The sequence below is a fragment of the Thiorhodospira sibirica ATCC 700588 genome, from assembly GCF_000227725.2.
In the GTDB taxonomy this organism is placed as follows: domain Bacteria; phylum Pseudomonadota; class Gammaproteobacteria; order Ectothiorhodospirales; family Ectothiorhodospiraceae; genus Thiorhodospira; species Thiorhodospira sibirica.
Genome location: NZ_MU255056.1, coordinates 2667795 through 2675557 on the forward strand (window position 1 = coordinate 2667795; position 7763 = coordinate 2675557).

Consider the following 7763-nt stretch of genomic DNA (forward strand, 5'->3'; position numbering starts at 1 on the left):
CTGTCACCAGGCCCTTACGGGCAGAGCCTCACGGCCCAGCAGGTGGAAGGCCTGCACCTAACGATTTCCGGCGGCTGCAAGCGCGTAGCCGCTATCCCTCCCCGGCCTGAAGGCCGGGGTTTCTCGCGGAGAAACTGATGAAATGGGTAGCCAATCTGAAAGTTGGGGTTAAGCTGAGCCTGGCTTTTTTTCTGGTGTCGATGCTGACCGCCGCCGTGGGTATCCTTGGGATCTACAATATGGCGACCATGGACCGCTTGACCGATCAGCTCTATGAGCGCGAATTGCTGGGGTTATCCTATATCAAAGAGGCCAATGTACAGTTACTCAGCGCCGATCGGGCGTTGCGTAATGCCTTGCTGGAAAGCAACCGGCAAGCACAGCAGGCGCATCTGGCGGCATTGGCGAGCTATACCGAGGCCGAGGCGCGCTTTATGCAGCAGGCCCGTCCTTTATTTGCCAGCGATGCGGCGATGCAGCTGTTTGCCCGTTATGACACGGTATCTGCGCAGATGCATCATGAAATTGAAAGCCTGCGCCAACTGCTGACAGAGCATAATAATCACCTGGAATTGCTGCGTTTTTTGCAGGAGCGCATTGTACCCTTAAGTGAGCAACTCGATGGTTTGCTCAATGGCCTCAGTCGCATCAAGGAAGATAACGCCAATGAAATGGCCACAAATGCCAACGCGATCTATGAAGATAGCCGCGTTTTGATGATCGGCCTGGTGATCTTTGCGGTGCTGCTCGGGCTGGTACTGGGTTTGGTGATTGCGCGTATGATCGCCAGACCGCTGAGACGGGCGGTGGATGTGGCCAACCATATTGCCGCCGGTGAGCTGGATGTGCATATTGGCGTGACTCCCAAAGACGAAACCGGGCAACTGCTCGCCGCCATGCGCAATATGGTGCATAAACTCTCCGAGATCATCGGCGAGGTGCGCGGTGCCACCGATAACCTTTCCAGTGCCGCCGAAGAGATCAGCGCCACCGCCCAGTCACTCAGTCAGGGGGCCAGCGAACAGGCAGCCAGCGTTGAGGAAACTACCGCCTCCATTGAGCAGATGAGTGCCTCCATCAACCAGAATGCCGAAAACGCCAAAATCACCGACAGCATGTCGAGCAAGGCCGCCAAAGAAGCCCAGGAAGGCGGGCAGGCGGTGCAGCAAACGGTTAGCGCCATGAAAAGCATTGCCGCCAAGATTGGCATCATTGACGATATTGCCTACCAGACCAATCTGCTAGCCCTCAATGCCGCCATTGAGGCCGCCCGTGCCGGTGAACATGGCAAAGGCTTTGCGGTGGTTGCTGCCGAGGTGCGCAAACTCGCCGAACGCAGCCAGATTGCCGCGCAAGAGATCGGTGAACTGGCCGCAAGCTCGGTGGAAATGGCCGAGCTGGCCGGTAAACTGCTGGATGAAATTGTCCCCTCCATTACCAAAACCTCCGATCTGGTGCAAGAGATTACCTCGGCCTCCGAGGAACAATCCTCCGGCGTGGGGCAGATCAATATCGCCATGGACCAGCTCAATCAGGTGACCCAGCAAAGCGCCTCGGCGGCAGAAGAACTGGCCGCCACCGCCGAGGAAATGAGTTCCCAGGCAGAGCAGCTACAAGCCACCATGGAATTTTTCAAAGTAGACGATGGCTTGAATATGGGAATGCCTTCGCACCCTCCGGCAGCGCGCCCACCGGCAGCACCGGGCAGGGATTCAAGGGGTAAAGGGGCATCATCTGCAGGAACCCTGAGCGTCAAAACGCTGGAATCCAAACGTTTGAATGAAAACGAATTCGTGCGCTTTTGAGGGAACGCTCATGGAACGCACACCCGCCAGAAAAAACGATCCACCCGCCCCGGTATCCGACACCGCTGGCGGCTTGCATCAATACCTGTCCTTTCAGCTCAAGGGCGAGCTGTTTGCCATCGGTATCCTGCACATCAAGGAAATCATTGAATACGGCAGACTCACCCCCGTGCCGATGATGCCCGAGTTTATCTGCGGGGTCATCAATCTGCGCGGTGCGGTGGTGCCGGTGATCGACCTGTCATGTCGTTTCGGACGCGGCAAAAGCGAGATCGGGCGCCGTACCTGCATCGTCATTTTGGAGCTGGAATGGCTTGAAGAAGTGCAGGTTATCGGTGTGATTGTCGATGCCGTCAATGAAGTGCTGGAAATTGACGCCCGCGAAATCGCCCCCCCGCCCTCCTTTGGCGCCAATATCCAGACCCATTTTATCGAAGGCATGGGGCGCCTGGAACACGGCTTTATCATCATCCTCCAGATCGATCGCATCCTCTCCGCCGCTGATGTAGCACTGATGGAACGCATGGCCGAAACCGTTGCTGATTAGCCTTCGCGGCATCTTGCAGATGTCGCATGAGCAGATGCCGTATCACGCCCATCGCTAAACGCCGCTGCGTTAAACACGTTAAAAACGCGCAGCCAGGGTTAGCACACCGATCAATCCCAGAATGCTCAACAGTGCCAAGGTCAGCAAGGCCCAATCCACCCAGTCCACGCGTGCACATTGCGTCCGCAGGCGTTGTATGTGGTCACGCAGCGCTTGCCAATATGGATGTCGGAAGGCGGGCTGTGCGCGTGGCGTGGTGTGATGGTCATCTCGCAGCCCATCAGGGGTCCACAGACGCGGGGGCAGACGGGGTGTTGGCGGAGCGGGAGCAGGCTGGCGGCGCAGGGGCATGTCAAGCGCTTGGCGCAGACGTGCCCACACAGCGTGGGGATTGCGAGCCGGCGGCGGGTTTGCGTGATGAACGGGCTCGACATTAGGCGCTTGTGCGCTTTGGCCAGACTCCAGGACCGGGCTTCTTTGTTCATCAGGCAGGGCTGATGGGGCGGGCTCTGCGTGTTGTGAAGTGAATGTGCCGTGTGAGCGCCCATAGACCAGGGCCGCACCCAGCAGATTCAAGATCCCGGCAAGGGTAATGCTGGCGGTGACCCAGCCGGGCGCCAAAGCACTGCCTTGCAGTCGCCACAATAGCCAAAACAGCACCAGTGCGGTGATCAGCGCCAGAATCAAGCCACGGCCCTGTGCCAGCAAGGCGAGGCTGAAACACAGCAAAAACAACGCCAGATAGATGAAAAACCCCTGTTGCCACCAGAGATCGCGCAAGGTGGCACTGAGCATGATCAGGTCCTGTTCCAGGGTCGGGCTGGTTGGGGCATGGGCTGGCAGCGTGGCATAGGCCGCAGCCGGGCTGCTGGCAATGACTGCGCCATAAAAAAAATAGCCTACAAGGTATAGCAGCAAGCCGCTGACACAGAGCAGCAAAATGCCGCCCAGCAGGGGAAAAAGCCACTGACGGTGGAGCAGGGCGGGCGTGTGATTAGCCGGATGCATGATCAAGTCGTGTATCAAGAAGTGGCGAACGCATCTTGCGTTCGCTTCCTTTCAGCGGCATCAAGATGATGCCGCCACAAAGCACGCGTGCAAGGCAAAGCCCATCAATCCATGTGCTGGATGATGTTTTCACCAAACTCAGAGCACGACAATTCCTCCGCATCGTCTTTAAGACGCGCAAAATCATAGGTCACGCGACCGGAGCTGATGGCCCCTGACAGGCCCTTGACGATCAGATCAGCCGCCTCGGTCCAGCCCAAATGGCGCAACATCATCTCGGCAGACAGGATCAGCGAACCGGGGTTGACCTTATCCAGACCGGCATATTTGGGGGCAGTGCCGTGGGTGGCTTCAAACATCGCCACCGTATCGGAGATATTGGCACCGGGGGCAATCCCGATACCACCGACCTGGGCGGCCAGCGCATCGGAAATATAATCCCCGTTGAGATTAAGCGTGGCAATCACGCTGTATTCGGCAGGACGCAGCAGGATTTGCTGCAAGAAGGCGTCAGCAATGACATCCTTGATCACGATCTCTTTGCCGGTATGGGGGTTTTTCAGACTACACCAAGGCCCGCCGCCAATCTCGCTGGCACCGAACTCATCCTTGGCCAATTGATATCCCCACTCCTTGAAAGCCCCTTCGGTGAATTTCATGATGTTGCCCTTGTGTACCAGGGTCACCGAGTCGCGGTTATTATCAATGGCGTATTGAATCGCCTTGCGCACCAGGCGGCGCGTGCCTTCCTCAGACACCGGCTTGATGCCAATGCCGCTGCTTTCCGGGAAACGAATCTTGCTGACCGACATTTCCTTGATCAGAAACTCGATCACCTTTTGCGCCTCGGCACTACGGGCGGCCCACTCAATCCCGGCATAGATGTCTTCGGAATTTTCACGAAAAATGACCATATCGGTTTTTTCGGGTTCTTTGAGCGGGCTGGGGGTTCCGGCGTAATAGCGCACTGGCCGCAGGCACACATACAAATCCAGCTCCTGGCGCAAGGCCACATTCAGCGAGCGAATCCCACCGCCGACCGGCGTTGTCAAGGGGCCTTTGATGGAGACCACAAATTCACGCACCGCCTCCAGGGTTTCTTTGGGCAACCAGACATCATTGCCATAAATCCGCGTGGACTTTTCCCCGGCATAGACCTCCATCCAGGCAATGCTGCGCTGGCCCTGATAGGCCTTTTGTACAGCAGCATCGGTGACCTGCTGCATCACCGGGGTGATATCAACACCGATACCATCGCCTTCAATAAAGGGAATGATCGGACGATCCGGGACATCGAGGGAGTTATCAGGGCGGGTAGTGATCTTGGTGCCATCGGTGGGAATTTTAATATGCTGATAGGCCATATAAGCTCCTTACAAAGCGGTTAGATGGTCAGTGACCACGGGTGAAAAAACATAATACCCAGATGCACGCATCGGGTCTTGACCGGCTTAATCCAGCGTGCCGGTCGTGGCAATAGACAGGCGCGAAATCCCCAGGCGTGAAGCTACATCCAGCGCGGTAACCACCGCCTGATGCGGTGTGCGGGCATCCGCCCGAATGATCAGCGGACGCTCCCGCTCGCCCTCCAGATACTGCGCCAACACCTCACGCAAGGTCGTCGGCTGGGTATTGACCAGCTCCCGGCCATTGACAAAATAACGGCCACTGGCATCAATCACCAGATCAATGATCTGCGGCTCACTGGCTGTCGGCTCGGCACTGGCCTGCGGCAACGCAATTTTTAACTCGGCATGGCGATCAAAGGTGGTTGATACCATAAAAAAGATCAGCAGCAAAAACACCACATCAATCAAAGGGGTCAGATTGATCCCCACTTCTTCAGTCTGACGCGGACGAAAATTCATTGCGCTCTCCGCAAACATTCATCACCAGGGACAAGGCCATCGCAAGCCAGCCCACCAGCAGCCTTGGATAATCATCATGGAGCGCCGGGCACCCGCCCGGCATAAAAACCTCGTCGTGCACGGGCCTCCTGCCGATACGTTGCCTCATTTTAACGTGTTTGCCCTGGCTTTGCGCATTCGGCACGCAATTTTCAGCCATTCTAAATCCAGGATCACGATGGAATCATGGTCTTCTCACAAACGATTCCGCGTTAGCGTGGGCACAAACCGGAGAGGGGCGGGGCACTTTGAAGGATGTCCTGCCCAGAGCAAGGAGCAAAAAACAGTTCTTGATTTTTTCTTCATTGTTTATCAGAATTCTCCATTGTAGATAGGTTATCTACAAGCGCGAAGGTTTCGCGTTCCATGGTCGGGGTCGAAGTCGAATCGCAAAGTTGTTCTCTGTTCAGGATGAACGCCGAGGCCACTTTTATGGCGCAAGCTGGGTTTCGACGGCTGAAACCGCCCATGTTGCCGGTGTTGACCGGCCATTCGGTTGGGACTGCTCAACCAGGACTCCAGTTGCTCGCCCGCAAGGGTGTTATCAACGGAGAGCGAAGTGCCTAAAAATCGCATAAGCAACTTTGTTTAGGTTTTTAGGAACAGCAATAACGATGTAATGGAATGGATAACTCAAGATAGAGGTGGCGCCTGCTCAGCGAGTGCTTTCCAAGGTCACGTTGGGAATCATGCAGTGAGCCAAAAGGCACAGGATAGGTCTTTGAAGATTAGAGAATTGATCTGTCGGGCGCACGGTACGCGCCATGACTGAGATATCAATGTAGCAGGAAATATTTTCGCGCCCGGGCATGAGCGTCTCGCAGAAGGAATCCACGCAGACTGCGCTGTGGGAAGACTGTCAATTGAATGGGTGATATCAATGCGGGGCTAACAAGGAAAGAGCTTGCAGACAATTTGCCTGAGTTTTCAGCAGGCGCTTGAGAGCAGGTTTGGGTATTTTTATTGGCGGAGAGGGAGGGATTCGAACCCTCGATACGGTATTAGCGTATACACACTTTCCAGGCGTGCTCCTTAAGCCACTCGGACACCTCTCCAAAGCATGAACGCTAATTATATATTAACGGGAGCCTATAAAACAACGCTTGCCGCGCAACGGCCTTGCCACCTATCACTTTTATGGCAAACTTTGAGGATTGGCTGAACTGAGGTCATGGGGGAGGGCATGGGAAGCATCAAACGCTTGGCAGAAGAAGTGGCCCGAGGACTGCGCAAAGCCGCATCCGGGGCTGCGCCTGACGGTGGTGAGGAAGCTGTCGCTAGCCGTCGGAGCGATGATCGAGGGGCAAACCGCCAACACGGTGGAGTTGAGCCATGTGCTGGTGCTGGAGACCGAGCGCCAAGACATGCGCGAACCGTGGCTGAGACGGTTGCTGAAGAACCCGTTGGTGTGTCCAACCGAGATCATGCAGCCGTTGGCGATGGCCGAACTGGCGCAGGCGGCCCGTCACGATCAGACGCTGTGCCTGAGTCTGGATCAAACCGATTTGGGGGATCGGATGGCGTTGCTGGTGTTGGCCTTGCGCGTGGGCGAGCGGGCGTTGCCGTTGGTTTGGTGGGCCAGGCAAGGCGCGGCGAACATCGGCTGTGCGGGCCAGAAAGCCCTCCTGGAGACGGTGTTGGCTTGGCTGCCGGCTGGGGCGCGGGTGCTGCTGTTGGCGGATCTGTTCTACCCATCGGCGACGTTGTTCGCGTGGTTGCATGCGCACGAATGGGGCTACCGGTTGCGCTTGAAGGGGAATCTGCGGGTGGACACCGGCGTGGCGGAGACCACGACCGGGGATTTGGCCAAGGGTGTGCGAGAAGCGTATTTTCCGGGTGTGCGCCTGTTCGCCTCTGGGGTGGTGACCCACCTGGGAATTGTGCATGAATCCGGTCATCCGGAGCCGTGGATGATTGCCATGGATGCGGATTCGACCCGTGCGCGCGTACTGGACTATGCCACGCGCTGGGGCATCGAGCCGATGTTCTCCGACTTCAAGGGGCGAGGATTATTTGGCTTGGGGGATTCGCACCTGCGCCCTGCGGATCGTTTGGAACGCCGGGTGTTGATCATGGCCTTGGCGATGTATGGGTGTGTGCGCATTGGGCGCGATCAGGCGTGCCACCCTCCGACCCCGCTCGAAAAAAACCCAAGCACAGGACGATCCGAACCACTGGCGCTTTCGCAAGCTCGCCCGCAGCCTGGTTTCGTGGTTCTCACGTGGCTTGCGCTACTTGATGCGCTGTCTGCAAAACGACCTGCCGCTGCCGGCTTTTCGTGCCCGTGAGTAAATTGATAGGTGGTAAGCCCTGACCCCTCTGTAGGGTCAGGCATGACCTAAAAGTAGGGTCAACCCTAACCCACTAACGGGCTGACAGAACGGATGCGCATAAACGGAAATAAATGAACGCCCCCCTAACCCCCCAACGTGGCGGCTTTTGAGCGTGCGCCCCTGGGATCGCGCAGCACTGGCTGCGCATCAAAAAAACTCCCCT

Annotated in this window: 7 protein-coding genes and 1 tRNA gene; 3 read left to right on the forward strand and 5 right to left on the reverse strand. The window is 56.8% G+C overall.

Annotated features, from left to right (window positions below; all coding sequences use genetic code 11):
- Nucleotides 1–137: 137 nt before the first annotated feature.
- A complete protein-coding gene (locus THISIDRAFT_RS15205) occupies nt 138–1805 on the forward strand; it encodes a methyl-accepting chemotaxis protein (protein WP_006788419.1) in 1668 nt (555 codons plus the stop codon).
- A 10-nt stretch (nt 1806–1815) separates the two neighbouring features.
- On the forward strand, nt 1816–2352 hold the full coding sequence (locus THISIDRAFT_RS12390) for a chemotaxis protein CheW (protein ID WP_006788420.1): 537 nt from the start codon (nt 1816–1818) through the stop codon (nt 2350–2352).
- A 78-nt stretch (nt 2353–2430) separates the two neighbouring features.
- Here THISIDRAFT_RS12390 and THISIDRAFT_RS12395 read toward each other — a convergent pair whose 3' ends face one another.
- From THISIDRAFT_RS12395 to THISIDRAFT_RS12415, 5 genes are all read right to left on the reverse strand, one after another.
- A complete protein-coding gene (locus tag THISIDRAFT_RS12395; RefSeq protein ID WP_006788421.1) occupies nt 2431–3360 on the reverse strand; it encodes a hypothetical protein in 930 nt (309 codons plus the stop codon).
- 104 nt (nt 3361–3464) lie between these two features.
- A complete protein-coding gene (gene icd / locus THISIDRAFT_RS12400) occupies nt 3465–4724 on the reverse strand; it encodes an NADP-dependent isocitrate dehydrogenase (RefSeq protein ID WP_006788422.1) in 1260 nt (419 codons plus the stop codon).
- An 87-nt stretch (nt 4725–4811) separates the two neighbouring features.
- Nucleotides 4812–5228, reverse strand: a complete 417-nt coding sequence (locus tag THISIDRAFT_RS12405) for an ExbD/TolR family protein (RefSeq protein ID WP_006788423.1) — start codon at nt 5226–5228, stop codon at nt 4812–4814.
- Nucleotides 5203–5427, reverse strand: coding sequence for a hypothetical protein (locus THISIDRAFT_RS12410; RefSeq protein WP_006788424.1), 225 nt, complete (start codon nt 5425–5427; stop codon nt 5203–5205). Before THISIDRAFT_RS12410 ends, THISIDRAFT_RS12405 begins: the two co-directional genes overlap by 26 nt.
- 804 nt (nt 5428–6231) lie before the next feature.
- A tRNA-Ser gene (locus tag THISIDRAFT_RS12415) sits at nt 6232–6322 on the reverse strand.
- A 237-nt stretch (nt 6323–6559) separates the two neighbouring features.
- Between THISIDRAFT_RS12415 and THISIDRAFT_RS12420 the strand changes: the two genes are divergently transcribed.
- Complete coding sequence (locus THISIDRAFT_RS12420) at nt 6560–7555, forward strand: transposase (RefSeq protein ID WP_246585392.1); 996 nt, start codon at nt 6560–6562, stop codon at nt 7553–7555.
- The last annotated feature ends 208 nt before the right edge of the window (nt 7556–7763 follow it).